General features: G+C 53.6%; 25 protein-coding genes. 15 read left to right on the forward strand and 10 right to left on the reverse strand.

Annotation, left to right across the window (positions count from 1 at the left end):
- The first annotated feature begins 260 nt into the window (after positions 1-260).
- The 5 genes from Q5705_18035 (at position 261) to ascB (ending at position 7580) form a co-directional block, all read left to right on the forward strand.
- A complete protein-coding gene (locus tag Q5705_18035; protein ID WLI76460.1) occupies positions 261-1991 on the forward strand; it encodes a sulfatase in 1731 nt (576 codons plus the stop codon).
- Positions 1992-2077: 86 nt separating this feature from the next.
- The gene (locus tag Q5705_18040) at positions 2078-3274 is read left to right on the forward strand and encodes an anaerobic sulfatase maturase (protein WLI76461.1); all 1197 of its coding nucleotides are present in this window, start codon (positions 2078-2080) and stop codon (positions 3272-3274) included.
- 51 nt (positions 3275-3325) lie between these two features.
- Positions 3326-4159 carry a transcriptional antiterminator BglG gene (gene bglG, locus Q5705_18045; protein WLI76462.1) on the forward strand — a complete coding sequence of 278 codons (834 nt, stop codon included), beginning with the start codon at positions 3326-3328 and terminating at the stop codon, positions 4157-4159.
- A 142-nt stretch (positions 4160-4301) separates the two neighbouring features.
- Entirely contained in the window at positions 4302-6173 is a 1872-nt protein-coding gene (gene bglF, locus Q5705_18050) for a PTS beta-glucoside transporter subunit IIABC (protein WLI76463.1), read from the forward strand.
- Positions 6174-6185: 12 nt separating this feature from the next.
- Positions 6186-7580: a 6-phospho-beta-glucosidase gene (ascB, locus tag Q5705_18055; protein WLI76464.1), complete on the forward strand. Its 1395-nt coding sequence runs from the start codon at positions 6186-6188 to the stop codon at positions 7578-7580.
- Between the two features lie 66 nt (positions 7581-7646).
- Here ascB and ychF read toward each other — a convergent pair whose 3' ends face one another.
- Together ychF and pth are read right to left on the reverse strand one after the other, a co-directional pair.
- The gene (gene ychF / locus Q5705_18060) at positions 7647-8738 is read right to left on the reverse strand and encodes a redox-regulated ATPase YchF (protein WLI76465.1); all 1092 of its coding nucleotides are present in this window, start codon (positions 8736-8738) and stop codon (positions 7647-7649) included.
- 126 nt (positions 8739-8864) lie between these two features.
- On the reverse strand, positions 8865-9449 hold the full coding sequence (gene pth / locus Q5705_18065) for an aminoacyl-tRNA hydrolase (protein ID WLI76466.1): 585 nt from the start codon (positions 9447-9449) through the stop codon (positions 8865-8867).
- A gap of 271 nt (positions 9450-9720) precedes the next feature.
- Here pth and ychH point away from each other — a divergent pair, with 271 nt between their 5' ends.
- Complete coding sequence (ychH, locus tag Q5705_18070; protein ID WLI76467.1) at positions 9721-9996, forward strand: stress-induced protein YchH; 276 nt, start codon at positions 9721-9723, stop codon at positions 9994-9996.
- Positions 9997-10048: 52 nt separating this feature from the next.
- Here the strand turns inward: ychH and dauA are convergent, their stop codons facing one another.
- The 4 genes from dauA to lolB all read right to left on the reverse strand — a co-directional run bounded on the left by dauA (position 10049) and on the right by lolB (position 14391).
- Positions 10049-11728, reverse strand: coding sequence for a C4-dicarboxylic acid transporter DauA (gene dauA, locus Q5705_18075; GenBank protein WLI76468.1), 1680 nt, complete (start codon positions 11726-11728; stop codon positions 10049-10051).
- Positions 11729-11832: 104 nt separating this feature from the next.
- Positions 11833-12780, reverse strand: a complete 948-nt coding sequence (gene prs / locus Q5705_18080) for a ribose-phosphate diphosphokinase (GenBank protein WLI76469.1) — start codon at positions 12778-12780, stop codon at positions 11833-11835.
- Between the two features lie 124 nt (positions 12781-12904).
- Complete coding sequence (gene ispE / locus Q5705_18085; protein WLI76470.1) at positions 12905-13771, reverse strand: 4-(cytidine 5'-diphospho)-2-C-methyl-D-erythritol kinase; 867 nt, start codon at positions 13769-13771, stop codon at positions 12905-12907.
- Complete coding sequence (lolB, locus tag Q5705_18090; GenBank protein ID WLI76471.1) at positions 13768-14391, reverse strand: lipoprotein insertase outer membrane protein LolB; 624 nt, start codon at positions 14389-14391, stop codon at positions 13768-13770. Before lolB ends, ispE begins: the two co-directional genes overlap by 4 nt.
- Before the next feature lie 201 nt (positions 14392-14592).
- Here lolB and hemA point away from each other — a divergent pair, with 201 nt between their 5' ends.
- Genes hemA through kdsA form a run of 6 tightly spaced genes read left to right on the forward strand, consistent with a single transcriptional unit; the run spans position 14593 to position 19903 of the window.
- Positions 14593-15849 carry a glutamyl-tRNA reductase gene (hemA, locus tag Q5705_18095; GenBank protein ID WLI76472.1) on the forward strand — a complete coding sequence of 419 codons (1257 nt, stop codon included), beginning with the start codon at positions 14593-14595 and terminating at the stop codon, positions 15847-15849.
- Between the two features lie 39 nt (positions 15850-15888).
- Positions 15889-16971 carry a peptide chain release factor 1 gene (prfA, locus tag Q5705_18100; protein ID WLI76473.1) on the forward strand — a complete coding sequence of 361 codons (1083 nt, stop codon included), beginning with the start codon at positions 15889-15891 and terminating at the stop codon, positions 16969-16971.
- Positions 16971-17801 carry a peptide chain release factor N(5)-glutamine methyltransferase gene (gene prmC / locus Q5705_18105; GenBank protein WLI76474.1) on the forward strand — a complete coding sequence of 277 codons (831 nt, stop codon included), beginning with the start codon at positions 16971-16973 and terminating at the stop codon, positions 17799-17801. Before prfA ends, prmC begins: the two co-directional genes overlap by 1 nt.
- Before the next feature lie 15 nt (positions 17802-17816).
- Positions 17817-18209, forward strand: a complete 393-nt coding sequence (sirB2, locus tag Q5705_18110; GenBank protein ID WLI76475.1) for an invasion regulator SirB2 — start codon at positions 17817-17819, stop codon at positions 18207-18209.
- A gap of 3 nt (positions 18210-18212) precedes the next feature.
- Entirely contained in the window at positions 18213-19022 is an 810-nt protein-coding gene (gene sirB1, locus Q5705_18115) for an invasion regulator SirB1 (protein WLI76476.1), read from the forward strand.
- A 26-nt stretch (positions 19023-19048) separates the two neighbouring features.
- Positions 19049-19903, forward strand: a complete 855-nt coding sequence (gene kdsA / locus Q5705_18120; protein WLI76477.1) for a 3-deoxy-8-phosphooctulonate synthase — start codon at positions 19049-19051, stop codon at positions 19901-19903.
- Between the two features lie 45 nt (positions 19904-19948).
- Here the strand turns inward: kdsA and Q5705_18125 are convergent, their stop codons facing one another.
- Positions 19949-20842, reverse strand: coding sequence for an AraC family transcriptional regulator (locus Q5705_18125; GenBank protein ID WLI76478.1), 894 nt, complete (start codon positions 20840-20842; stop codon positions 19949-19951).
- A gap of 98 nt (positions 20843-20940) precedes the next feature.
- Here Q5705_18125 and Q5705_18130 point away from each other — a divergent pair, with 98 nt between their 5' ends.
- Positions 20941-21675, forward strand: coding sequence for an SDR family oxidoreductase (locus tag Q5705_18130; GenBank protein ID WLI76479.1), 735 nt, complete (start codon positions 20941-20943; stop codon positions 21673-21675).
- A gap of 41 nt (positions 21676-21716) precedes the next feature.
- Here Q5705_18130 and chaA read toward each other — a convergent pair whose 3' ends face one another.
- Positions 21717-22817 (reverse strand): sodium-potassium/proton antiporter ChaA, encoded by a 1101-nt coding sequence (chaA, locus tag Q5705_18135; protein ID WLI76480.1) that lies wholly within the window; start codon positions 22815-22817, stop codon positions 21717-21719.
- Positions 22818-23090: 273 nt separating this feature from the next.
- Here chaA and chaB point away from each other — a divergent pair, with 273 nt between their 5' ends.
- Together chaB and Q5705_18145 are read left to right on the forward strand one after the other, a co-directional pair.
- A complete protein-coding gene (chaB, locus tag Q5705_18140; protein ID WLI76481.1) occupies positions 23091-23321 on the forward strand; it encodes a putative cation transport regulator ChaB in 231 nt (76 codons plus the stop codon).
- 174 nt (positions 23322-23495) lie between these two features.
- Positions 23496-24194 (forward strand): gamma-glutamylcyclotransferase, encoded by a 699-nt coding sequence (locus tag Q5705_18145; protein ID WLI76482.1) that lies wholly within the window; start codon positions 23496-23498, stop codon positions 24192-24194.
- Between the two features lie 9 nt (positions 24195-24203).
- Here Q5705_18145 and Q5705_18150 read toward each other — a convergent pair whose 3' ends face one another.
- Positions 24204-24449 carry a DUF1883 domain-containing protein gene (locus tag Q5705_18150; protein ID WLI76483.1) on the reverse strand — a complete coding sequence of 82 codons (246 nt, stop codon included), beginning with the start codon at positions 24447-24449 and terminating at the stop codon, positions 24204-24206.
- 242 nt (positions 24450-24691) lie between these two features.
- Entirely contained in the window at positions 24692-26476 is a 1785-nt protein-coding gene (locus Q5705_18155; GenBank protein ID WLI76484.1) for a methyl-accepting chemotaxis protein, read from the reverse strand.
- Positions 26477-26537: the final 61 nt, after the last annotated feature.

Here is a 26537-nt window from a genome sequence, read left to right on the forward strand (position 1 = left end):
TTAATCATCAGTCTGTGAGATGACTCACTTTTTATTATTTATCCTAAAAATAGTTTGGCTTCAGAAAGATCGGCTTGTTAATGCGATCAGTGTCACATTTCTTAATGTGCGCCATTGCATACAACAAGCTGCCTGTTAATCTCGCCAGCAGTTGGATTGTTACTGTTCTTAACAGGCAAAACCAGATAAGTTTTTTCCTTCTTGAGGATCAGCTTATCTGGTTTTTTTTTGGGATTTATCGGTCAGGCAGGGCTGAAATAATGAAAAAAATACTTGTCCCGGGATTGCTGTCAATATGCATTGCTCAGCAGGTACAGGCAGCGGATTTTTCCGCACAGGCCAATAGCCAGCGTCCAAATATTGTGTTGATCCTTGCCGAAGATATGAATCCCCGGTTGGGCGCGTACGGCGATCCCAATGCGGTAACGCCGAATATTGATGCGCTGGCGAAAGAGTCCGTGTTGTTTACCAACGCATTTACAATGGCGGGCGTCAGCGCACCTTCCCGCGCGGGGTTGATTACCGGCATGCCTCAACAGGCCACCGGTTTGCTGCATATGAGAACCGCGACCTATAAACATAAATATCAGGGCGTACCCCCCTCTTATGTGAAAGCTTATCCTGAATTATTGCGTGCAAACGGCTATTTCACCTATAACGACACGAAAACTGATTACCAGTTTACGGACGGGCATGCGGACGTCGGGCCATTTACCATCTGGAGCGCACATGGATCTTATTCTAATCTGGATGATTTGAGGGTGCCGGCCGCGTGGGAAAATTATGACCTGAAAGGAAAACCTTTCTTCATTAATCTCAACCCGCAGATAACGCACGAGTCAGGCATTTTTACTGCTGAAAATGTCGCTAAAATTCAGCCCGCTTTTAAAGAATTACCCGCTTTGTGGGATAAGCTACGCGCGCATTATACGCTGCCCGACATAGATCCAGCGAAGCTACAACTTGATCCGTACTGGAAAGACACAAAACAGGTCAGAAATGAACTGGCATTGTTTTACAAGAATATCAGCGTCATGGATCAGCAAGTGGGGAATATAATAAACAGGCTTAAGAAAGACGGACTTTGGAATAACACTATCGTTATTTTTGCTGCTGATAACGGAGATGGTTTGCCTCGTCATAAACGTGAGGGTTATGACTCCGGGACGCATGTTCCATTAATTATTCATGTCCCTGAAAAATATACTCCTGTTGGCTGGAAATCAGCGGGCGAAAAAGACGACAGGTTACTTTCATTTGAAGATTTAGCACCGACAATTCTTGGTTTTAGTGGCGCAAAAATACCTTTTTATATGAAGGGAATTAACTTATCTCAGGATAATCCTCCTGAGAGAAAGTATATTTTCTCCGCCAGAGGGCGTATGGATGAGATTTACCTTAGGTCATACTATGTCCGCGATAAGCACTTCCAGTATGTGCAGAATATAGACAAAACGCCCAATGGCGAACATATTGCATTTCGTGATGTTCTGGATACCACCAGAGCACTGAATGAGGCGCATCAGCATGGCACGCTTAATGCAGAACAGGAAGCGTGGTTTAGCCGCAAACCTGCTGAGGAACTTTACGATCTGCAACAGGATCCCTGGCAATTGCACAACATTGCCGGCAATACCGCCGCCGAACCCACGCTCACGCTGTTTCGTCAGAAACTGGAGCAATGGCGTAACGAAACCAACGATATGGGGGTCATCCCCGAAGAGCAAATGGTTAAAGATTTACAGGACGCAAATGGCCAGGCGCGTGTGACGCTTCCCCCGGTTGCGGAACTTAATCCCCTGACCAACAAAATTTATATTGCTAACCGGACGGATGGCGCCTCTATTGGTTACAGTCTGGACGGTAAAAACTGGGAGCTGTATAGCGGCGCGTTCCCGGCACCATCAGGGATTAATTCTCTCTTCATTAAAGCGGTTCGTTATGGCTGGAAGGAGAGTGAAGTTCAGCAGTTTGAGTTATCCAGACAATAAAAAGAAACGGTTATCCGTCAATGAAACAGCGCACATGGGCAGCAGCGAGGTAAGCAATGAGCCAGACGTTCACCAATTTCCAGTTGATGGCAAAACCTTCCGGTTCTGTTTGCAACATTGACTGTACCTACTGTTTTTATCTGGAGAAAGAGCATCTCTATCCGGAACGAAAAGCGCGCTGGAAGATGGATGCCACTACGCTTGAAAACTACGTCCGAAAAAATATCCAGTCACAAAATAATGAGGTAGTGGATTTTCTCTGGCAGGGCGGAGAACCCACCTTAATGGGGCTGGATTACTTTCGTGAAGCTGTGCGCTTACAAAATCAGTACCGTGGCCTTAAACACATTAATAATTACTTCCAGACCAACGGTACGAATCTGGATGACGATTGGGCGGTTTTTCTCAAAGAGAACAATTTTCTGGTCGGCTTGTCGATAGATGGCGACAGGATCAGCAATGACACTTACCGGCTCACCCGTTCAGGCAAAAGCACCTTTGATGCGGTGATGAACGGCCTTGAAGCGCTTAAACGGCATAAAGTGGAGTTCAATACGCTTACCGTTGTGAATGCCGAAAACGTTAAACGACCGATGGATGTTTATAATTTTCTGAAACGGATCGGCAGTCGCTATATGCAGTTTATTCCGCTGGTTGAAAGGGCTGCCGCAAAGCCGGATGCCAATGGATTGACCCTGATTCAGCCTGATTTCTCCGGGCAGTGTAGTGTTACCGACTGGTCGGTGCCTGCAAAAGCCTGGGGGCAATTTATGAACTGCATCTTTGATCATTGGATCCAACACGATATCGGTAACGTTTTTGTCATGAATTTTGAGCAAACGCTGGCGAAGATGTGCGGGCAACTCAGTGCCTGTGTGATTAATGAAACGTGCGGCACAAACCTTATTGTTGAAGCGAACGGTGATGTTTACTCATGCGATCATTTCGTTTATCCAGAGAACAAACTCGGCAATCTCAACGAAGATGATTTGCTGGCGCTGGTGAATAAGCCCGAAAACATTGCCTTTGGGCAAAATAAAAAGAACGGCATCAGTAAAGATTGCCTCAATTGTATGGTTCGTCCAGTGTGCAACGGCGGTTGCCCCAAACATCGTTTTGAAATTTCCAGCGATGGTCGGCCCAATAAGAACTATTTGTGCGAAGGGTTTGCAACCCATTTGTTTCATGTCGTCCCCAAAATGAAGACGTTGCTCTCTATGCTGCAATCCGATATGCCGCCAGGAAAAATTCGTCGGGAGATAAAGCAACACTACTACCGGTGAAGATATTTCCACCGATCCAGATTGTTTGCTTAGGGTCATTTGGGGATCAAGATGAAAATCGCCAGAGTACTAAATAACAATGTCGTCGTTGTCCTCGATGAACAAAATCGGGAACAGGTCGTGATGGGACGAGGGCTGGCCTTTAAGAAACGCGTTGGTGACGCACTGGATGAAGACAAAATTGAAAAAGTCTTTTCACTACAGAATGATGAAATGGTCCGCCACCTCGGTGAATTACTGAGCCAGATCCCGCTGGAAGTCATGACCACTTGCGATCGCATCATCACGCTGGCAACGCAGCGTCTGGGTAAATTGCAGGAGAGTTTGTATATCACATTAACTGACCACTGCTGGTTTGCTATCGAACGTCATCATAAAGGCGCGGCGATAAAAAACGTTCTGCTCTGGGAAATTAAACGTCTCTATCCGAAAGAATTTGCGTTGGGTCAGGAAGCGCTGTCCATCATTGCTCGCAGGCTTCATGTGGATTTACCTGAGGATGAAGCCGGTTTTATTGCATTGCATCTGGTCACCGCACAGCTTAATAGCGAGATGCCGGAAGTGATGCACGTTACGCGTGTTATGCAGGAAATTCTGCAACTGGTTAAATATCAGTTACAGCTTGAGTATGACGAAGAATCATTGAGTTATCAGCGGTTTGTAACGCATTTGAAATTCTTTGCTCAGCGGATGCTCACCCGTACTGTGGTACCTGACGACGATATTTCATTACACAGCGCAGTGAAAGAGAACTATGCGAAGGCGTGGAGATGTGCTGAAAAAGTTGCGCGGCATTTGCTGACAACCTACCAACGGGAATTAACAACGGAAGAGATAATGTTTCTCGCTATTCATATTGAACGCGTGAGAAAAGAGCGACGTTAATCTCCTCCGGGCTATCTAAAAAAGGATTGTTACTGCGTTAAGCAGGCAAAACCTGAGCGCGGCTCTTTTTAAGAGCTGTTCTCGGGTTTTTTTATTTTTTACCTAAGGGATACCTGCGGGTATCGGATGTAAGGAAAACGACATGAAATATCAAGCTCTGGCGAAGGATATACTCAGCCATGTGGGGGGACGGGAGAATATCGTCAGCCTGGTGCATTGCGCGACGCGGTTACGTTTCAGACTTAAAGATAACAAAAATGCAGATGCTGAAGGGCTTAAAACCAACCCGGATGTCATTATGGTGGTGGAAAGCGGCGGACAGTTTCAGGTTGTGATTGGTAATCACGTCAATGAGGTCTGGCAGGCTGTTCGCAGCGAAGCAGGGCTAACAGATGACTCTCCCGCTGCGGAAGATGAACACAGCGAAAAACCTAATCTGCTGGGGCGGTTAATTGATATTGTTTCCGGAATATTTACGCCCTTTATCGGCATCCTCGCTGCATCGGGGATCCTCAAAGGGCTACTGGCGCTGGCGGTGGTCTGTCACTGGCTCACCGTTGATAGCGGAACGTATAAAATATGGTACGCGGCCAGCGATGCGCTGTTCTTTTTCTTCCCCATCGTACTGGGTTATACCGCAGGGAAAAAATTTGGCGGCAACCCGTTTATCACGATGGTTATCGGTGGCGCGCTGACGCATCCGCTGATGTTACAGTCTTTCGAAGCCAGCCGGGTGCCGGGCGCACCGGTTGACCTTTTCCTTGGGATCCCGGTTAGCTGGTTCAATTACAGCGCCTCAGTCATCCCCATTATTCTCGCCGCCTGGGTAAGTTGCTGGCTGGAAAAGCAAGGTAATAAACGCCTTCCTTCTGCGGTGAAAAATTTCTTCACCCCGCTGATTTGCCTTGCGGTAACGGTGCCTTTGACTTTCCTGGCGATTGGACCTGTCGCGACATGGCTGAGTCAACTTCTGGCGGGTGGATACCAGATGATTTACGGTGTTGCACCCTGGTTGGCGGGTGGCGCAATGGGGGCTTTATGGCAGGTCTGTGTGATTTTCGGCCTGCACTGGGGACTGGTACCGCTGATGATCAACAACCTGTCGGTATTGGGACAAGATTCGATGGTACCGATGTTGCTGCCTGCGGTAATGGGGCAGGTTGGTGCGGCATTCGGGGTTTTTCTGCGTACTCGCGACACGCGTCAGAAAGTGCTGGCGGGCTCTGCGGCAACCGCAGGTATTTTTGGTATCACCGAGCCGGCAGTTTACGGCGTTAACTTGCCGTTGCGTCGGCCGTTTATTTTCGGCTGTGTGGCCGGATCTATTGGTGGTGCCATCGTGGGGTTCAGTAACAGCCACGTTTATTCATTCGGTTTTGCCAATATTTTTACCCTTGCACAGATGATTCCTCCAGGCGGCGTCGATGCCACATTGTGGGGAGGCATTCTTGGCACGCTGGTCGCCATGGTGCTGAGTTTTGTGCTGACATTGGTGGCAGGTATGCCTGCGCGTTCAACTGCACAATCATCGGTTGTCAAAATAGAAGTCGGTGAAAATGAAATTCACTCCCCGATGAGCGGCACCGTGTTAGCGCTCGACCAGGTTCCGGATAGCACATTTGCCAGCGGCTTATTGGGCGAGGGCGTCGGCATTATTCCTTCTGGCAACAAAGTGATTGCGCCCTTCGCCGGTGAAGTCGCCTCCCTTTTTCAGACTAAACATGCGATTGGACTGCTTAGCGACAGCGGTATCGAAGTGCTGATCCACGTAGGTATCGACACTGTGAAACTTGATGGTGAGCCCTTCACGGCACATGTAAAAGTAGGTGACAAGGTTCAGCCTGGCGACCTGTTGCTCGAATTTGATCGGCAAGCCATCCTCGCGGCCGGGTTTGATCTGGCTACCCCCATTATCATCAGCAACAGCGACAGTTATCGCGCTGTTACCACCGTGGCCTCTACGGCCGTCGAAGCCGGAATGCCGTTGCTGACCGTAAATCGTAACTCACACTAACAGGAGCACAGGATGAAAACGTTCCCGGACAATTTTTTATGGGGTGGCGCGATTGCCGCCAATCAGGTTGAAGGCGCTTATCAGGAAGCGGGTAAAGGACTGTCGACATCAGATGTACAACCGCAGGGCGTGTTTGGGCCAGTAATCGAGCGTGTAGCAGGTGATCATGGCATTAAAGATGTGGCGATCGACTTTTATCATCGCTACCCGGAGGATATTACATTATTTGCAGAAATGGGTTTCAGTTGCCTGCGCGTTTCTATTGCCTGGACAAGAATTTTCCCCAATGGTGACGAGGAACGACCGAACGAGGCCGGGCTAGCTTTTTATGACCAGTTGTTTGATGAGCTCGCAAAGCATGGCATTACTCCGCTGGTGACGTTGTCGCATTATGAAATGCCGTGGGGACTGGTGAAACAGTACGGCGGCTGGGGAAGCCGGAAGGTCATCGGGTTCTTCGAACGCTATGCGCGCACGGTCTTTACCCGCTACCAAAATAAGGTGAAGTTGTGGCTTACCTTTAACGAAATCAATATGTCCCTGCATGCACCGATGACGGGTGTTGGCCTGCCTGAAACCAGCAGCAAAGCGCAGGTGTATCAGGCGATCCATCATCAACTGGTAGCCAGCGCTTTAGCGGTGAAAGCCTGCCATGAAATCATTCCGGATGCGAAGATTGGCAATATGCTGCTGGGCGGCCTGGTGTATCCGCTTTCCTGCAAACCGGCAGATGTGTTTAAAGCGTTACAGGAGAATCGCACCTGGCAATTCTTTGGCGATGTGCAGTGCCGTGGCGCGTATCCTGGCTATATGAAGCGCTATTTCCGTGATAACGCCATTGAACTTGATATTACGGATGCAGACCTGATGGCGCTGCGGCATACCGTCGATTTTATTTCATTCAGCTACTATATGACGGGCTGCGTAACCGCTGACGAAGAACTCAATAAAAAAGCGCGCGGCAATATTCTGAGTATGGTGCCAAACCCCCATCTGGCTGCGTCGGACTGGGGCTGGCAAATTGACCCGATTGGTCTGCGAACGTTACTGAACGACCTGTGGGATCGTTATCAGAAGCCTTTGTTTATAGTAGAAAACGGGCTTGGCGCGAAAGATAAAGTCGAGGCAGATGGCACAATTCTGGACGACTACCGAATCAGCTATCTCAACGATCATCTAGTCCAGGTGCGTGAAGCCATTGCAGACGGTGTGGACGTCATGGGATATACCGCCTGGGGGCCCATTGACCTTGTGAGTGCCTCTAAAGCTGAGCTTTCCAAACGGTACGGTTTTATCTATGTCGACCGGGATGATAACGGAGAGGGCAGCCTCGCACGCAGTCGCAAAAAAAGCTTCTACTGGTATCAAAAAGTTATCGCCAGCAAGGGGGCAAGCTTGCAGGAGTAGCTTGTAACCTCATTGAAATAAAAAATCCACGCAAAAGCGTGGATTTTTGTGAAGCGAAAAGGGCAATCAGACGTTAAACAAGAAGTTCATCACATCGCCATCTTTAACGATGTAATCTTTCCCTTCGGAGCGCATTTTGCCGGCTTCTTTCGCGCCTTGCTCACCTTTGTAGGTAATGAAATCTTCATAAGCGATGGTTTGTGCGCGAATAAAACCTTTCTCGAAGTCGGTGTGGATTTTACCGGCGGCCTGCGGCGCGGTTGCGCCAACCGGAATAGTCCAGGCGCGCACTTCTTTTACGCCAGCGGTGAAGTAGGTTTGCAGGTTCAGCAGTTCGTAACCGGCGCGGATCACGCGGTTCAGGCCCGGCTCTTCCAGACCCAGTTCGGCCATAAACTCGTCACGATCGGCATCGTCCAGCTCGGCGATATCCGATTCAACCGCCGCGCACACCGCAACCACCACAGAACCCTCTTTGGCGGCGATTTCACGCACGGTGTCGAGATAGGGGTTGTTTTCGAAACCATCTTCATTGACGTTGGCAATGTACATGGTCGGTTTCAGCGTCAGGAAGCTCAGGTAGCGGATCGCTGCTTTGTCTTCGTCGCTCAGATCCAGCGAGCGCAGCATCCCGGCGTTTTCCAGCTGCGGCAGGCATTTTTCCAGCGCGGCCAGCTCGGCTTTTGCGTCTTTATCGCCGCCTTTGGCTTTTTTCTGCACGCGGTGAATCGCACGTTCGCAGGTATCCAGATCCGCCAGCGCCAGTTCAGTATTGATAACGTCAATGTCTTCTGCCGGATCGACTTTGTTATTAACGTGAATGATGTTGTCATTCTCAAAGCAGCGCACCACGTGGCCGATCGCTTCCGTTTCGCGGATGTTGGTCAGGAACTGGTTACCCAGGCCTTCGCCTTTGGAGGCGCCTTTTACCAGACCGGCGATGTCCACGAATTCCATGGTAGTCGGCAGAATACGCTGCGGTTTAACGATTTCCGCGAGTTTATCCAGACGCGGATCGGGCATCGGTACGACACCGGTGTTCGGCTCAATGGTACAGAACGGGAAGTTGGCCGCTTCGATACCCGCTTTGGTGAGCGCATTGAACAGGGTGGATTTACCTACGTTAGGCAGACCGACGATACCGCATTTGAATCCCATGATGTAATTACCTTAATCTCTTGATAATCAACCCGTTGCGAAAAACGGATTGTAGAAAAGTGAAAAACTTCGCCTAGTATACACATAACCGCTGTAACGCGCGGCAAAAAAGCCGCCGCAGCCCGGTTACTGTGCTTTAAAGGCGTGCAGCCGGTTGGTCGCTTTGGTCAACCCTTCTTTCAGCCAAATCTCGGTGCAACGCGCCGCTTCGTCTACCGCCTCGTCGATCAGTTTCTGCTCGGAAACCGGCGGTTTACCCAGCACAAAACCGACAACTTTGTTTTTATCGCCCGGATGACCGATTCCGACGCGCAAACGGTGGAAATTCGGGTTATTGCCCAGTTTGCTGATGATGTCTTTCAGACCATTATGGCCGCCGTGGCCCCCGCCAAGTTTGAACTTCGCCACGCCTGGTGGCAGATCCAGCTCATCATGGGCCACCAGGATCTCATCGGGGTTGATGCGATAAAAGGTCGCCATTGCCGCAACCGCTTTACCGCTCAGGTTCATAAATGTCGTGGGGACGAGCAGACGCACATCTTCGCCTGCCAGCGTAATGCGCGAGGTATAGCCAAAAAACTTCGGCTCGTCGCGTAGCGGGACGCGGGCGCGATCCGCCAGTAAATCCACATACCAGGCACCCGCGTTATGGCGTGTCGCGGCGTATTCGGCACCGGGGTTCGCCAGCCCGACAATCAATTTAATCGTCACTTTTCATTCCTGACCAGGTCAATGTCCGGCGCGTAGTTTACGTTGTGCGAAGCGCGATGACAAAATTCTCACCGGAAAGAAGGGGAAATGATAATAATTGCTCTCGTCAACCATTCGATTTTCAAGTAGTTCAGTGGGTTATATGTAAATTTTTGTTAGTCGGATATGTGTAATTGTGATCGTGTCCGCAACCGCTTAAAAGTGCGCTGCCTATACTTTACGCACAAGGATTGGGGTTATCCCATCCAACCCATCGTTCCGGAGGTGACAGATGAAACGCAAAAACGCTTCGTTACTCGGTAATGCGCTCATGGGGTTGGGGTTGGTCGTGATGGTTGTTGGCGTCGGTTATTCGATTTTAAACCAGCTTCCACAGCTTCACCTGCCACAAATTTTTGCCCACGGCGCGGTGCTCAGTATTTTCCTCGGAGCCGTGCTCTGGCTTGCAGGCGCGCGCGTTGGCGGCCATGAGCAGGTATGTGATAAGTACTGGTGGGTGCGCCACTATGACAAACGTTGCCGCCGCGACAGGCAAAATCACGGCTAACAATAACGAATTTGATAACGGTTCCCGCGGGAACCGTTTTTTTACCCCAATGTCAGAGCGCTGCTAACGCCGCATCACGGTTCGGGAAGAATGCCAGGCGGCCAGGGATCGGCTGGATACCGGCGCGGGCCATCGTGCGCAGCGGCTGAAACTCCAGGTTGCTGACGCGAAGTTCCGTGCCTTCCGGCAGGCGGCTGACAAAGCGGCGGAACGCGTCCAGACCACCGGCATCCAGCACCGGAACAGCATCCCATTTCAGCACCACGATGCGTTTCCCGGCGATGCGTGTTTCCAGGTCGCTGAACACACCTTCCGCTGCGGCAAAAAACAGCGGGCCAATCACACGCAGGACCAGCACGTCATCCGGCACGCTGACATTTACCGTTGCCAGGCGCGTCATGTGCGCTATGCGACGCATAAACAGCAGTGATGCGAGCACAATCCCGACGCTGATGGCGATAACCATATCAAACAGTACCGTCAGCGACATACAAAGAATCATTACCACAATGTCATCGGCTGGTGCGCGGCGCAGCAGGTCAATCACCTTATGCGCTTCGCTCATATTCCATGCCACCATCAGCAGCAACGCAGCCATCGCCGAAAGCGGCAGCCACGAGAGCAGCGGAGCCAGCACCAGCAGCGCCATGATCACCAGCAGCGAGTGGATCACCGCTGAAATGGGTGACGTTGCCCCGGCGCGCACGTTGGCGGCGGAGCGGGCGATAGCGGCGGTGGCGGTGATGCCGCCAAAAAACGGCGCGACAATATTGCCCAGCCCCTGACCAATCAGCTCGCTGTTGGCTTTATGTTTGGTTCCGGTCATGCCATCCAGCACGACCGCGCAGAGCAACGATTCAATCGCACCGAGCATCGCCATCGAAAACGCGGCAGGCAGCAGCGCCCGCAACGAATCCCAGCTCAACGTAAAAGTGGAATCGGGCAGATCCCACGGCAACACCAGTTGCGGCAGCAACTGCGGAATGCCATTGCCCTGGCTGCCATCGGCCAGCACATAGTGGAACTGCGAACCGATAGTGGCGACATCACCGCCCAGCAGATTAACAATCAACATGACCGCACAACCCGCCAGCAGCGCAGGCAAGTGACCGGGCAGGCGCAAACGCAGACGCGGCCAGAGGATCAACGTGCCGAGGGTGACAATACCAATTGCCGCATCGCCCGGGTTAATCGTCGGCAGTGCCATCACCAGCGCGCCCACTTTTTGCAGGTAATGCTCCGGCACGTGCGTCAGTTGCAGACCGAAAAAGTCTTTTATCTGCATGGTGGCGATGGTAATGCCGATCCCGGAGGTGAAACCAAGGGTGACGGAAAGGGGAATGTATTCAATCAGGCGGCCAAAGCGGGCCAGACCAAACAGGATCAGAAAAACCCCGGACATCAGGGTCGCTACCAGCAGGCCGGAGAGGCCAAACTGCTGCGAGACCGGGTAGAGGATCACCACAAAGGCGGCAGTCGGCCCGGAAACGCTGTAGCGCGACCCGCCGCTCAGAGCAATCACAATGCCTGCAACGGCAGCGGTATAAAGCCCGTATTGCGGTGCGACGCCGCTGCCAATTGCCAGCGCCATTGCCAGCGGGATCGCAATAATGCCTACGGTGATGCCGGCAATCAGATCGCGGGTAAACCGTGCGGCGGTATATTTTTCTTTCCAGCAGGCATCAATGAGCGCGCGGAAAGGCATGATGTGTGGAGAAAGCAACTTGTTCACAATGTGGTCGTCCGTGAAGCGTAGTCGTAAAGTATTAATAAATCATACAAATAATTTTTGAAGCTAAAAAAACCCGCCGGAGCGGGTTTATTGTGCAGCGTCGATTAATGTTCGAACATCGCAGAAATCGATTCTTCGTTGCTGATACGACGGATAGCTTCGGCCAGCATGCCAGAGAGCGTCAGCGTACGTACGTTCGGCAGCGCTTTGATCTCTTCGCTCAGCGGAATGGTGTCGCAGACCACCACTTCGTCAATCACAGAGTTGCGCAGATTATTGACCGCATTACCGGAGAAAATCGGGTGTGTGGCGTAGGCGAAGACGCGTTTCGCGCCACGTTCTTTCAGGGCCTCAGCGGCTTTGCACAGCGTACCGCCGGTGTCGATCATATCGTCAACCAGTACGCAGTCGCGGTTAGCCACGTCACCGATGATGTGCATCACCTGGGAAACGTTAGCGCGCGGACGGCGTTTATCAATGATCGCCATATCGGTATCGTTCAGCAGTTTAGCAATAGCGCGAGCGCGAACGACGCCGCCGATATCCGGCGAAACCACAATCGGGTTATCCAGATTCAGTTGCAGCATATCTTCGAGCAGGATCGGGCTACCGAACACGTTATCTACCGGCACATCAAAGAAGCCCTGGATCTGTTCAGCGTGCAGGTCAACGGTGAGTACGCGGTCAACACCAACGCTTGAGAGGAAATCGGCAACCACTTTGGCGGTAATTGGCACGCGAGCAGAGCGTACACGGCGGTCCTGGCGAGCATAACCAAAATAGGGGATAACGGCGGTGATACGGCCTGCGGAAGCACGGCGCAGGGCATCGACCATAACAACCAATTCCATCAGGTTGTCGTTCGTTGGGGCACAAGTGGACTGGATGATGAAAATATCACCACCGCGTACGTTTTCATTGATTTGTACGCTGACTTCGCCGTCGCTAAAGCGACCTACAGCGGCGTCGCCGAGAGAAGTGTACAGGCGGTTGGCAATACGTTGTGCTAGTTCCGGGGTAGCGTTACCAGCAAAAAGCTTCATATCAGGCACGAGAAGAACCTCAGGCATGCGTCCAGTGGTGGATAGAATACGCCGAAATGTGCGGGTCAGGGCGAAAAACTATCCATGCGGTGTATTAAAGAGCACGATGCAACGTCTGGAACATGTGACGTTGTCACCGGAACTCAGCTTGCCCGGCGATGGTTTGTGCTAGCGGCGAGAGGTTGACGCCTCGCGCGACAAAACCGTGCAGCCATTCCGGGGCTTGCTCAAGCACCTGACGAGCGGCGGATTCGGTGTCAAATTCGGCAAAGACACAGGCTCCTGTGCCAGTCAGGCGCGACGGCGCGTATTCTAACAGCCAGGAAAGCGCGGCATCAACCTTACGAAAACGTTTTCTTGCGATAACCTCGCAATCGTTGCCGAATTCACATTTCAGTAACGTCTCAATTGACCTGACGGGGGTATTTCTTGGTAGTTCAGGATCATTAAAGATAACCGGAGTGGGAATGCTGACACCCGGATGCGCCACCAGATACCACTTTTCGGGCGGATTTACTGGCGTCAATATCTCGCCTACGCCCTCGGCAAACGCGGCATGACCGCGCACAAACACCGGCACATCGGCACCGAGCGTCAGACCCAGCGCCGCCAGTTCATCAACACTCAGCCCGCACTGCCACAGATGGTTGAGCGCAACCAGCACCGTCGCCGCATTTGACGAGCCGCCGCCCAGACCGCCGCCCATCGGCAGGCGTTTTTCAATGGCAATGTCCGCGCCGCTGCCTACGGTTAAGCGCCCGGTTTCCCCGGCGCGTTTCATCAGCAACCGCGCCGCGCGCACGATAAGGTTCTCTTCATCAGGCACGCCAGCAACCGGCGTCAACAGGCAAATGTTGCCATCGCTGCGCGGTTCAATCGTCAGCGTATCACCGTAGTCAAGGAACTGAAAAAGCGTTTGCAGCGTGTGGTAACCATCCGCACGCTGGCCGGTAATGTATAAAAACAGATTGAGTTTCGCCGGAGCAGGCCACTTCATCATTTGACGATCCAGTTATCCATCTTCAGCTTGATGCGCTGCTGACCGTCGTTGAGCTCCATATTGGCGGGCATGGCGGGCTGGGTTTTCGTGTCGTAGCCGCCATAAACCACTTTCCAGTTTTTCCCGCCCTGGCTGTAGTTCAACTGGCTCAGGCGGTACTGGTCATCAAGTTTATAGTCGGTGGCATCACCCGGCAGGCCGAGGATCCACTGGCGCAGGCTGTTAAGCGGGATAGGCATGCCGGTCAGCTTACCGATCATCTCTTCGGCATCGTCAGCGGTGTAGCGTTTGCCTTTGTTATCGACCAGTTGCACGTTACCCGGCTGCGCGTTCAGCTCAAGCTCGGTGCTGCCCAGCGGGTTGGTGAGCAGTAAACGGTAGCGATCCTGGCCGGTTTGTTGCCAGAAAAAGCGGGCATAGACTTTTTGTTCATCGGAAATATAAGCAAAGGCACCACGGGTTTGATACTGGTTCAAATCGCGTACTTGCTGCTGGTGCTGACGCCATTGCGGTGAGTCGGGGCTTTGACCCGGACCTTTCGGCGCGTTAAGCGTACAGGCGGTCAGAACGAGGCTTGCCAGCGGTAGCAGGCGAATGAAGCGGGAATCCGGCATAATCATAACGATGACAAATCCTTGTAAGAGTTTGCAGTGGTTAAACGTAATGCTAGCGCCGCACAGAAAGAGCGTCTACGTTCAAGTTGTCTTAAATCATTAAATTACCAATTACTCCGAAAGGATAGTCTCTCTTTTATTGACTACGCTCATCCTGTATGATGCGTGCAGTCTAACCTTATCAACGTTGGTACTATTCCCGCGCCCATGACCCTTTTAGCTCTCGGCATCAACCATAAAACGGCACCTGTTTCGTTGCGAGAACGCATTGCATTTTCGCCGGAAACGCTTGATCAGGCGCTGGAAAGCCTGCTCTCACAGCCGATGGTGCAGGGTGGCGTGGTGCTGTCGACCTGTAACCGTACCGAACTCTATCTGAGCGTCGAGGAGCGGGACAATCTTCAGGAAGCGCTGGTGCGCTGGCTATGTGATTACCATCATTTGCGTGAGGACGAGGTCCGCCAGAGCCTTTACTGGCACCAGGATAACGACGCCGTCAGCCATTTAATGCGCGTGGCGAGCGGTCTGGATTCGCTGGTGCTTGGCGAGCCGCAAATCCTGGGCCAGGTAAAAAAAGCCTTTGCTGATTCTCAGCGCGGACACGATAACGCCAGCGAACTGGAGCGCATGTTCCAGAAATCCTTCTCCGTTGCCAAGCGCGTGCGTACGGAAACGGATATCGGTGCCAGCGCAGTCTCTGTCGCCTTTGCCGCCTGTACGCTGGCGCGCCAAATCTTCGAATCTCTCTCTTCGGTAACCGTGCTGCTGGTCGGCGCGGGGGAAACCATTGAACTGGTGGCCCGCCATCTGCGCGAACACAAAGTGCAGAAGATGATCATCGCCAACCGTACGCGCGAGCGTGCGCAGGTGCTGGCCGATGAAGTTGGCGCGGAAGTTATCTCCCTGAGTGATATTGATGAGCGCCTGAAAGACGCCGATATCGTTATTAGCTCAACCGCCAGCCCGCTGCCGATTATCGGCAAAGGGATGATGGAGCGGGCAATGAAAGCGCGGCGTAACCAGCCGATGCTGCTGGTGGATATCGCCGTTCCGCGCGATGTTGAGCCGGAGGTGGGTAAAATCGCCAATGCCTATTTGTACAGCGTGGACGATTTGCAAAGCATCATTCAGCACAATCTGGCGCAGCGTAAAGCTGCGGCAGTGCAGGCAGAAACCATTGTCGCCCAGGAAACCAGTGAATTTATGGCCTGGCTGCGCGCGCAAAGCGCCAGCGAGACTATTCGTGAGTATCGCAGCCAGTCAGAAATCGTTCGCAACGAGCTGACGGCGAAAGCGCTTGCCGCGCTGGAGCAGGGCGGCGATCCGCAAGCCATTATGCAAGACCTGGCGTGGAAGCTCACCAACCGTTTGATTCACGCCCCTACCAAATCTCTTCAGCAGGCCGCCCGTGACGGGGACGACGATCGCCTGCATATTCTGCGCAACAGCCTCGGGCTGGATTAGCACAACACACTCTTATTCTTAAAAGGTGCACTTACGCCTATGAAGCCTTCTATTGTTGCCAAACTGGAAGCCCTGCATGAACGCCATGAAGAAGTTCAGGCGCTGCTGGGTGATGCGCAAACTATTGCCGATCAGGACCGTTTTCGCGCCCTGTCGCGTGAATATGCGCAACTGAGCGACGTATCCCGCTGTTTTACTGACTGGCAACAGATTCAGGATGATATCGAAACCGCGCAGATGATGCTCGATGACCCGGAAATGCGCGAAATGGCGCAGGACGAACTGCGTGACGCGAAAGAAAAGGGCGAGCGGCTTGAACAGCAATTGCAGGTGCTGCTGCTGCCCAAAGATCCCGATGACGAGCGCAATGCGTTTGTCGAAGTCCGTGCCGGAACCGGCGGGGATGAAGCCGCACTGTTTGCCGGCGATCTGTTCCGTATGTACAGCCGTTATGCCGAGTCTCGTCGCTGGCGCGTGGAAATCATGAGCGCCAATGAAGGCGAGCATGGCGGTTATAAAGAAGTGATTGCCAAAATCAGCGGTGACGGTGTGTATGGTCGGCTGAAATTTGAATCCGGCGGCCACCGCGTGCAGCGCGTACCGGCCACGGAATCGCAGGGGCGTATTCATACTTCTGCCTGTACCGTGGCGGTGATGCCGGAGATACCAGAAGCGGAATTGCCGGAGATAAGCCCGGCGGATCTGCGTATCGATACGTTCCGCTCGTCTGGCGCGGGTGGTCAGCACGTTAACACCACCGATTCCGCTATTCGTATTACCCACTTGCCAACCGGCATTGTGGTGGAGTGCCAGGACGAACGCTCACAGCACAAAAACAAAGCCAAAGCGCTGGCGGTGCTCGGTTCACGTATTCGCGCGGCAGAGATGGCGAAACGCCAGCAGGCAGAAGCATCAACCCGTCGTAACCTGCTTGGCAGCGGCGATCGCAGCGACCGCAACCGCACCTACAACTTCCCGCAGGGGCGCGTCACCGATCACCGCATTAACCTGACACTCTATCGCCTGGACGAGGTGATGGAAGGCAAACTCGATATGCTAATCGAACCGATTGTGCAGGAATACCAGGCCGACCAACTGGCGGCACTCTCCGAGCAGGACTAATGGATTATCAACAGTGGTTGCGCGAGGCGATAAGCCAGTTACAGGCGAGCGATAGCCCGCGCCGTGACGCGGAGATCCTGCTCGGTTTTGTGACCGGCAAAGCGCGGACCTTTCTTCTCGCCTTTGGTGAAACACCGCTTACGGCGGATCAGCAGCAACAGCTGGCAACATTGCTGGCCCGGCGCGTGCGCGGCGAGCCGGTCGCGCACCTGGTCGGCGAGCGGGAGTTCTGGTCGCTGCCGCTGTTTGTTTCTCCGGCCACGCTTATCCCGCGCCCGGACACCGAGTGTCTGGTTGAGCAGGCGCTCGCCCGTCTTCCCGCCTCGCCGTGCCGCATTCTGGATTTGGGCACCGGCACCGGGGCAATTGCGCTGGCTCTGGCGAGTGAACGCCCGGACTGCCACGTCACCGCTGTTGATCTGATCCCTGAAGCGGTTGCGCTGGCGCAGCGCAATGCCGCGCATCTGGGCATCACGAATGTTGAAATCCGGCAAAGCAGCTGGTTCAGCGCCCTCGATGGGCAGCAATTCTCGCTGGTTGTCAGCAATCCTCCCTATATTGATGAGCAAGATCCCCACCTGGCGCAGGGCGATGTACGCTTTGAGCCATTAAGTGCGCTGGTGGCGGCTGAAAACGGGCTTGCGGATCTGCACACCATCATTGCTAACGCGCCCCGTTATTTGCAGCCACAGGGTTGGTTGCTGCTGGAACATGGCTGGCAGCAGGGCGCGGCGGTGCGGGAGATTTTCGCCCGCTATGGCTGGCAGAACGTGGAAACCTGCCGGGATTATGGTGATAACGAACGCCTGACGCTGGGACAGCGACCTTAACCGGAGCTACACGGAATGCGTGCATTTAACGTCCTGATTATTCTGCATTTGACCTCGGTAGCGCTGACCATTAGCCTGTTCGTTTTACGTTACTGGTGGCGCTGGACAGAGAACCCCCGCTTTAACGCGCGCTGGGTGCGGGTGGTCCCGCATATGGTGGATAGCGTGTTGCTGCTCAGCGGCGCGGGGTTGATGTGGGTGACGGGTTATTTACCTTTGACTTCGAAAGGCGCATGGCTGACTGAGAAGCTGTTTGGCGTTATCATCTACATCGTTTTGGGTTTTATTGCGCTGGGGCGACATCGCCCGCGCAGCCAGCAAATCGGTTTTATCGCCTTTCTGCTGGGGCTGGTGGTGCTGTACATCATCATTAAACTCGCCGCCACAAAAGTACCGATACTGGGGTAAGACATGAGGTCGTTAGCTGATTTCGAATTTAACAACGCGCCATTATGCGACGGGATGATCCTTGTTTCCGAGCTGATCCGCGATGATTTTCCTTCACAGTATGTGCAAGATGAACTGGAGCGCTTGCTCAGCCTGGCGCGTGAGGAAATCAGTCAGGCAAAGCCTCAGGACTGGCAACTGGAAAAACTTGTTGAGCTTTTTTATGGCGAATGGGGTTTTAAAGATACCCGCGGTATCTACCGTTTATCCGATGCGCTGTGGCTCGATAAAGTGTTGCAAAACCGCCAGGGCAGCGCGGTGTCGCTGGGTGCCATTTTACTGTGGGTTGCCGGGCGGCTGGATATTCCCCTGACGCCGGTTATTTTCCCGACGCAGCTTATTCTGCGCGCCGAATGGCTGGACGGTGGAATGTGGCTGATTAACCCGTTTAACGGCGACACGCTGGATGAACACACGCTAGAAGTTTGGCTGAAAGGCAATATTAGCCCGGTGGCCGAGCTATTTAATGAAGACCTTGATGAAGCCGACAATGCTGAAGTGATCCGCAAACTGCTGGATACGTTAAAGTCGGCATTAATGGAAGAGCAGCAGATGGAGCTGGCGTTGCGCGCCAGTGAAGCATTATTGCAGTTCAACCCGGAAGACCCGTATGAGATCCGCGATCGTGGGCTTATCTACGCTCAGCTCGATTGCGACCATGTGGCGCTGCATGATTTAAGCTATTTTGTTGAGCAGTGCCCTGAGGATCCAATTAGCGAGATGATCCGCGCGCAAATCAACACGATTTCCCATAAACAGATTACCCTGCATTAAGCATTCACACTCGATAAGGCGATTTTATGAAACAAAAAGTGGTCAGCATTGGCGACATTAACGTCGCGAACGATCTGCCGTTTGTACTGTTTGGTGGTATGAACGTGCTGGAATCCCGCGATTTAGCAATGCGCATTTGCGAACACTACGTCACCGTAACCCAGAAACTGGGCATTCCGTACGTGTTCAAAGCCTCTTTTGATAAAGCCAACCGCTCTTCCATCAAGTCCTACCGTGGGCCGGGTCTGGAAGAGGGGATGAAAATCTTCCAGGAACTGAAACAGACCTTCGGCGTTAAAGTTATCACTGATGTGCACGAAGCAAGCCAGGCGCAGCCGGTTGCCGACGTGGTTGATGTGATCCAGCTTCCGGCGTTCCTTGCTCGCCAGACCGATCTGGTGGAAGCAATGGCGAAAACCGGCGCGGTCATTAACGTGAAAAAACCGCAGTTCGTAAGCCCCGGCCAGATGGGGAATATCGTCGATAAATTTATTGAAGGCGGTAACGATAAAGTGATCCTGTGCGACCGTGGCGCTAACTTCGGTTATGACAACCTGGTTGTGGATATGCTTGGCTTTAGCGTGATGAAGAAAGTCTCCAACAACTCGCCGGTGATTTTCGATGTGACCCACGCGTTGCAGTGCCGCGACCCGTTTGGCGCAGCATCCGGCGGCCGTCGCGCTCAGGTGGCTGAACTGGCCCGTGCAGGCATGGCGACCGGTCTGGCTGGCCTGTTTATTGAAGCGCATCCGGATCCGGACAATGCCAAATGCGACGGCCCATCTGCGCTGCCGCTGGCGAAGCTGGAGCCGTTCCTCAAACAGATCAAAGCCATTGACGATCTGGTGAAAAGCTTCGACGAACTCGATACCGAGCACTAAGAGAAACCCCGCGAAAGCGGGGTTTTTTGTACTGGGGGCAGGCCATTATGAACGCGCATAATGGCTGGGCGGCTGCCCGACATACCGGCTGAACGCCACGCTGAATGTGCTGGTCGAGCCGTAGCCCACACGTTCCGCAACCTCCGCTACTGACAGTTGATCACCATGCAGCAAATCCTTTGCGACGGCCATGCGCCAGGCAAGCAGATACTGCATCGGCGCTACCCCCACCAGGCGCGTAAAGCGCTCAAAGAATACGGAGCGCGACAGAACCGCGATTTTCGCCAACTCATCAATACTCCAGGCGTGAGCGATACGTTCATGCATCTGCTTCAGGGCACGAGCCAGGCGTTCATCCGCTAAACCGCGCAACAGCCCGGGCGGGGCGCTTCCGGCTGCGGCCGAGCGCATGGCCTCCACCAGCAGCAATTCTGGCAGTCTGGACAACATAAACTCGCTGCCTGGCTTCTGCTCTGCGGATTCTTCCGCCACCATCTGCACAAGCTGCGACAAACGAAGCGAATCCCGGACGTGGACCACCCCGGGCAGCAGCGAAACCAGCAGGTCAGGTTCAGCACAATCAAACAGAAAAGCGCCGCCCATTGCGCGCATATCCGGGGAACCGCCTTGTTCACCATAACGGATCTCGCTGTGCAGGCTCGCCACTTTATTGGGATCGAGATAAACCGGGGGCGCAGGGACGAAGCTCGACAGGGTGAAAGCGGGTGTGGTGGGCAGCAGAATGAAATCGCCGGCGCGCAGAGTGACGGCTTCATGCCCGTCCACCGTAAGCTGGCAGCTTCCTTCCAGCATGATGCAGAAGCTGGGCAAACCGTATTCGAAATAGCGCACGGCCCAGTTACCTTTGCCGCTGATGATATTGGCAAAGGCCGCCCCCGGATGGAGCAGCCGAACGACTTCTGAAAGCGGATCGCTCATTTCAGGACTCTCGCTAAATAAAAACGGACGCTGCATTATCGGTAATCCGGTGGTGCGCGTCTATTGTACAGGCTGAACTCACACACCTGGAGCCTGCAATGAAAACTGTACTGATCACCGGCTGTTCATCCGGCTATGGCCTGGAAACGGCCCGTTACTTCCTCAAACAGGGCTGGAAGGTCATCGCCACGATGCGCGAACCTCAGGAGGAATTGTTTCCTGCTTCCGTGAACCTGCGCATGTTGCCACTGGATGTGACGAAACCCGACAGCATCGCTTCTGCCCTCAATGCAGCCGGCCCGATTGACGTGCTGGTGAATAATGCCGGGATCGGCCTGTTCGGCGCGTTTGAGGACACGCCCATGTCCACCGTACGCGAAATTTTCGAGACCAACACCTTCGGCGTGATGGCGATGTGCCAGGCGGTGATCCCCCAGTTTCGGGCGCGCCGGGCGGGCACCATTGTCAACGTCACCTCAAGCGCCACGCTGGCTCCGTATCCGCTGGTCGCGGCCTACACGGCCAGCAAGAGCGCTATTGAAGGGTTTACCGCCTCACTGGAACCCGAACTGAGGCACTTTGGCGTGCGGGTCAAACTGGTGGAGCCGGGTTATGGCCCGACGACCCGCTTTGCCGCCAATGGTCAGCAGCGTATGCAGGGATTGATCTCAGAAGCTTATGAACCTTTCGCCCGCAGTGTCTTTGCCGGTTACGAAACGTTCTCGGTATTTACTAAGGAAATTGAAGTCGCCGAAGCCGTATTCAGGGCTGCAAGCAGTGGGGAGGATCAGCTTCGTTTCCGGGCGGGAGCCGATGCGCTGGCGCTTCCCTGAGCGGCATAACCGGAGGCGTTATTGCGCGCCTCCGGTCATCATCAGGCAAATATCGTCATCAAATACGCGGCGAACAGAGCCAGATGCGCCGCGCCGTTGAGCACATTGGTGCGACCGGTTGAAAAAGAGAGCTGACACAACATCAACGAGGCTACCATCACAATCATTTCCGGGGCTTCCAGACCAAACACCAGATGGTTACCGGTAATCCAGGCGATAAGCGTCACTACCGGTACGGTGAGGGAAATGGTCGCCAGCACCGAGCCGAAAAAGAGGTTCATTGCCCGCTGGACCTGATTATTCAGCACCGCTTTCAGGGCACCCAAGCCTTCTGGCGAGAGGATCAGCAGCGCCACCAGGAAACCGGTAAAGGCCACCGGCGCGTTCAGCTCCGTTAACAAAGCTTCCAGCGGTTGCGCATTCATTTTGGTCACGGCAATGACTGCAATCAGATGCACAATCAGCCAGACGGTATGCCACAAATTGCCGTGAGCCGATGGCTTACCGTGGTGCGGATCGTCGTCATCGCTGTCGTCTTCATGCTCATAAACGAACAGGCTTTGATGGGTTTTGGTCTGGATCAGCAGGAAGACGCCATACATTGCCGCTGAAATCACCGCCACTAATAACGACTGACCGGTCGTGAAATTGGCCTCCGGCAGCGCCATCGGGAAGACCAGCACAATAATCGCCAGTGGAAAGAGGGCAATCAGATACTGTTTGATGCCGAAAAGATTCATATATTGGGTGGCAAATTTTCGCCCGCCCAGTAACAGCGAGAAGCCAACCAGACCGCCGGTAACAATCATAATGATCGAATAGAGCGTGTCGCGCATGAGCGTCGGCGCGGCGTCGCCGGTCGCCATTAAGGCGGAAATCAGGCTCACTTCCAGAATCACTACCGACAGGCTCAGGATCAGCGAACCGTAAGGCTCACCCAGACGGTGAGCAAGTACATCGGCGTGGCGCACCACGCTAAACGCACTGGCTAAAATCCCGACCAGCGCCAGAATATTGATACCCACTACCACTGGCAGTGACTGCGAACTCCCCCAGAACAGCAGCACGGCCAGCGCCGCCACCGGGAAAATAAGCGTTGTCTCCTTGTGGCGGGTTTTAACCGCCTCATGCGTTGTTGTCATTATGATTCTCCTGAGAAGGCAGGTGTTGTTGAAGTATAGATAAAAACAGCTAGCGCATTAAAATAGCAAAAACGGGCGTTTTAACGGGCTTTTTTACTTAATTTTACGGCAAAGGAATGAATTTCAGTTCAGTGTCGTTAAAAATCATGTTTATCAGAAATTATCACTATATAACAAAGATATATATAGATATAAAAATCACTAATCTGAGTCACCTGGCGCGGCTGGATATTATCGTCCAGACTTATCTCTTTAAACCAGGAGGAGGCGCAAATGCCCTATAAATCAAAATCTGAACTGCCCGATAGCGTCCAGCATGTGCTGCCAGCCCATGCGCAGGAAATCTATAAAGAGGCCTTTAACAGTGCCTGGGACCAGTACAAAGACAAAGAAGACCGGCGCGGCGATGCCAGCCGTGAAGAGACGGCGCACCGTGTCGCCTGGGCGGCGGTGAAAAATGAGTATGAAAAAGGGGATGATGATAAGTGGCATAAGAAGAAATAACGCCTGAACGCGTTACCCTTCGCCATTTATAGCTTTATTCAATGGATTGACGCTATTGCAAGCGGCGCGTGAATTGCATATCGTTTTAACACGCTGCGTTAAAAACCAGCAGTGTATGTCGGGAAGGCAGCAGTAAAGCAGTCGCAAGGAAGTATGCAGTGGCGGAGGTAGAAGATGTTAACGCGTGATTTCTTGCGAACGGCAGATTGTAAAACGGCGTTTGGGGACATTGAAGAATCCCTGTTATGGTCGGCTGAACAACGGGCGGCCTCGCTCGCAGCGACGCTTGCATGCCGGCCGGATGATGGCCCGGTATGGATTTTTGGTTACGGCTCGCTGATGTGGAACCCGGCGCTGGAGTATGACGAATCCTGCACCGGTACGCTGGTTGGCTGGCACAGGGCATTTTGCTTACGCTTAACCGCCGGGCGCGGCACCGCCTGCCAGCCAGGCCGGATGCTTGCACTGAAAGAGGGCGGACGCACCACAGGCGTGGCCTATCGCTTGCCGGAGGAGACGCTGACCGACGAACTTACGTTGCTGTGGAAGCGTGAAATGATTACCGGCTGTTATATGCCGAGCTGGTGCAAACTCTCCCTTGACGATGGCCGCGTGGTGAATGCGCTGGTGTTTATTATGGATCCGCGCCATCCGTTGTATGAGTCCGATACCCGCGCCCAGACCATCGCCCCGTTGATTGCCTCGGCCAGTGGCCCGCTGGGCACGAATGCGCAGTATCTTTTTTCTCTTGAGCAGGAACTGATTAAGCTCGGCATGCATGATGATTGCCTGAATGAGCTGGTGGGGAAAGTGCGGATACTGCTGGAGGGAGAAAAACCAGGTCCGGAGATGCGACCTGGTTTTGCCTGCTAACCGCTGCGCTTACGCCGCAACGTAGCTGATCGAGTGTTCCAGCGACTGGCTGTGGCTATCGATCAGCACACTCCAGACACCGCTGTAAGGTACAGACAGATACGCGCTGGCGCGGTTCTGTACACTCAGAATATCTGCCTGGGCGTCCGGAGTGTGGCTCTTTTCGCTCATCAGATGGATATGACAATTTTCAGAACAACGAACAACAACTGTGTCCCCGCCAAATAACTTCAAACTTGCTTTTACCACCGCCATTTTTAACCCCGTAGTTGTTAACATGTCGCTTTTAACATGTCGTTTTCTAACAACGCGATCCTTGCGGGAAAGTCCCCGTGCGTGATTTTGTTCACATTTCACTCAGGGCATAACACCAAATGGACCGGGGTCGAATGCTGATTTTGATCAAATAATGACGTAACGATTAAACAAAAATTACATTATGCGGTACGCGGGAAAGTCGGCGCGAAAAACCGTGGTTAAAACGCGCCTGAATAAGATTAAATGCGGAAATGCCCGGCGGTTTCGGCAAGCTCGCTCGCCTGCGAGCGTAACGCCCCCGCGGCGGCTGTCGACTCGACGACCAGTTCCGCATTCTGCTGCACCATGCGGTCCAGATCGAGCACCGCACGGTTGATTTCCTGAATCCCCTTCATCTGTTCACTGGTGGCAACGGTGATTTCCCGCATGATAACCGACACGCTGTCGATGCTGGAGACAATATCCGTCATGCTTTCGCCTGCGAGGCGCACATAGCGTGAACCAGTGGACACGCTCTCGGTGGTGGAATCAATCAGCGTTTTAATCTCTTTTGCCGCCTGCGCGCTACGGCTGGCGAGATTACGCACTTCGCCCGCGACCACCGCAAACCCACGGCCCTGCTCACCGGCGCGCGCGGCCTCTACCGAGGCGTTAAGCGCCAGGATATTCGTCTGGAAAGCGATACCGTCAATCACGCTTGTGATATCACCAATTTTCGTTGAGGCAACTTCGATTGACTGCATCGTGTTGATAGCCTGATTCACCACTTCGCCGCCGCGTGACGCCGCCTTTGACGCGGCAAACGCCTGGTCGTTGGCCTGCGCCGCCGCATCAGTAGACTGAGCAACGGAGGCGGTGATTTGCTCAACGGCACTGGCCGTTTCACGCAGGCTGGAGGCTGCCTGTTCTGTACGCCCGGAGAGATCCTGGTTACCGGCTGCAATTTCCTGCGCCGCCAACTGCACCGATTGCGTGGAATCGCGCAGTTTCACCATCACCACCGCGAGCTTGTCGCTGAAGGCATTAAACGCGTGGGCAATTTGTGACACTTCATCATGACCGCCAACCGGCAAACGCTGCGAGAGATCATTGGTGCCGCTGCTGATGGCGTTCATGGCGTCGCGAATGGTCAGCAGGCGTTTCAGCATGGTTGCGACGATCCACTGCATAAAAGCCCCGGCAATCACCACCAGCACAATCAGGGAGAGGGCCGAAGCTTTTAATTGTGCCCGCAGGCCAGCGGTGGACTCGTCGCTATCAAGGGCGACGACCAGTAACCAGTCTGTGCCTTTCACGCGGTTTACCAGCAACGCTTTATCTGCCCCGGCATAACGCCCTGCAACGGGTTGACCGACATGGAGATCGGCAAAGCGAACGCCGCTGATGGCGTCGCTAAAAGGCTTCATCGTCAGTTTTTCATCGGCGGCGGCAATCACTGAACCGTCGCTGGCGAGTAACATTCCGGTGCTGTGAGGCGTCGGGTTGATGCCTCGCACGTTTGCCACCACGCTATCCATCGACACATCGCCCGCCACCACGCCTTTCAGCGTTCCGTTCTCTTTCACCGGAACGGCAAACGTGACAACCAGTGAACCGGTGCTGGCATCCACATAAGGCGCGGTCACGACAGGCGCATCCGCTTTGACGGCCTGCTGATACCACGGGCGAATCGTCGGATCGTAATCTGCCGGCACGCCGCCTGGATCGGAAAATTTTGCCGTTTTGCTGGCATAGCCGACATAAACATTAATAAAACCGCCTGCGCGGGCGAGTTGCGCGAATACCGGTATCGGATCGTCGGTTAATGCCACGCGTTGCAAGGAGGCGACCATGTTCATTTTGCTGGACACCCAGTCGGCAATGGCAATGCTGTGGCTGGCGCTGGTGCTGGCGAGAATATCCTGCTGTGTTTGCTGGTTGTGCTGGCGGGTGACCTGATAATTGATCACGGTGTTAAGAAGCAAAGCGATGGCGAGGCATCCCGCTGTCGCCGCGATAATACGAGCCTTAATCGATCTGAACATTTTTATCGTACCTGCTGTGTTTGTCTTAAGTTGCTATCGGCAACACAGCAGGCAAACTTGA

It is taken from the genome of Kosakonia sp. H02, assembly GCA_030704225.1.
Taxonomy (GTDB): Bacteria; Pseudomonadota; Gammaproteobacteria; order Enterobacterales; family Enterobacteriaceae; genus Kosakonia.